The sequence below is a fragment of the Nostoc sp. genome, assembly GCF_036919495.1.
GTDB lineage: Bacteria > Cyanobacteriota > Cyanobacteriia > Cyanobacteriales > Nostocaceae > Nostoc.
The window spans coordinates 1-1,613 of the sequence record NZ_JBALBZ010000021.1; the positions used below are offsets into that span (position 1 = coordinate 1).

Annotated in this window: 1 protein-coding gene and 1 pseudogene; one reads left to right on the forward strand and one right to left on the reverse strand. The window is 43.5% G+C overall.

Going from position 1 to position 1,613, the window contains the following annotated elements; all coding sequences use genetic code 11:
- Positions 1 to 1,333 (forward strand): recombinase zinc beta ribbon domain-containing protein (locus tag V7K25_RS02330; protein WP_335154712.1); only part of this gene is annotated, 1,333 nt, incomplete at its 5' end.
- A gap of 77 nt (positions 1,334 to 1,410) precedes the next feature.
- Here the strand turns inward: V7K25_RS02330 and V7K25_RS02335 are convergent.
- Positions 1,411 to 1,613: pseudogene (locus V7K25_RS02335) on the reverse strand (hypothetical protein); the annotation flags it as partial.

The following is a 1,613-nucleotide window of genomic DNA, read 5'->3' on the forward strand; positions in this document are numbered from 1 at the left end:
CAACCCAACTTACACAGGAACATACGTGTATGGTAGACGACGCAGTTTTAATGTCATTGAGGGTGGGCAAATAAAGAAAGTAAAAATTCAGCAACTACCCCAAGAAGAATGGAAAGTGACAATCCACAACGCTCACGAGGCTTATATTAGTTGGTCTGAATATTTGTCTAATTGTGAGCGACTCAGACAGAATAGCCCCGTTTCTTTATCAGATGGATGTCCCAGCACACCTAGAGAGGGCTTTGCTCTTCTTCAAGGTTTAGTAATTTGCGGTAAATGCGGTCGTCGGATGAGTCCTCGCTACCACGGTACAGGTGGTTGTAGAGCGGCTTATGAATGTTCCCAAGCTCGTAAACAAGATGGTAGCATGGGTGTTTGTTGGACTGTAGCTGGAGCAGCAATTGATACAGCAGTCGCAGAGCAAGTACTTGAAGCTTTCACCTCTGAACAACTCGACATTTCCCTTGCTGTGCTGTCAGAGTTGGAAAATCAGGCTTTTGAGATAGATAAAACATGGCAACTAAGGCTCGAAAGGGCACGTTACGAAGCTGATAGAGCAGGGCGTCAATATGATGCCACCGAGCCAGAGAATCGTTTAGTCGCCCGTACACTAGAAAGGCGCTGGAATGAAAAACTACAACAGCTAGCAGAATTAGAAGAGGCATACCAAAAAGCACGTCTTGTACAACGCCTGGAATTAACAGCGGTGCAACGGCAACAAATTTTACAGTTAGCCAACGATATTCCCACACTTTGGCACGCCAGTACTACTACGAATCTTGAGCGTAAAGAAATACTAGGGTTGTTAGTAAAACAAGTTGCTATCACCCCAATTGATGCTCCAGAACGTTCCACTCGTGTCCAAATACTCTGGCATACAGGAGTTACAAGTGAGTTGATTGCGACACGCCCAACAAATGCAGAAAAATTCCGAACACCCAACCAAGTCATTCAACTCATTGAAGAATTAGCTGTGGGTCGAACTGATAGCGAAATTGCTCATGAACTGAATCGCCGAGGTTTGGTGGGTGGTAAAGGGCGGGCTTTTACGAAAAAAGGTGTTGCCTGGATTCGTTGGAAGTTTGGCATTCAAAAGCCTTTAAGTAACCCACAAGTAGCACACTTAGGGGTTAGTCCAGAAGGTTATTATTCTACCAGTGCCCTGGCTGAAAAACTTGGTGTTGGAATTCATACTGTCTATTACTGGCGAGACAAAGGAATTATTCAGGCATTCCAAGAAACTCCTAGAAGTCCTTGGTGGTATATAGTCACACCCGAAGTTTTAAAGACTTTACGTGAAAAAATCTGCCGCGTACCAGTTAAATCTGAATAATACCAGTTTGATAGTAAGCCGAAAACAATAGTTTGAATATCGTTAACCCCTTGGAGTAATTTTGTACTCAAGGGGTTTTACTGTATATCGGGTGAGGGCTTTTCAATAAACTTTTCACCATCAAAATGCCAAGCAATTCCATCTGGGTCGTGAAGAGAAGTCCATTGCCCAAAATTTGGAGCATTTTTCTTATGACGAAGGGTGCTAGGAGAAACATTTAGTCTTCTTGCTAAAGCTGCACCAGTCAGGTGAGATGGGACTTCCAGAGAATTTTTACTTT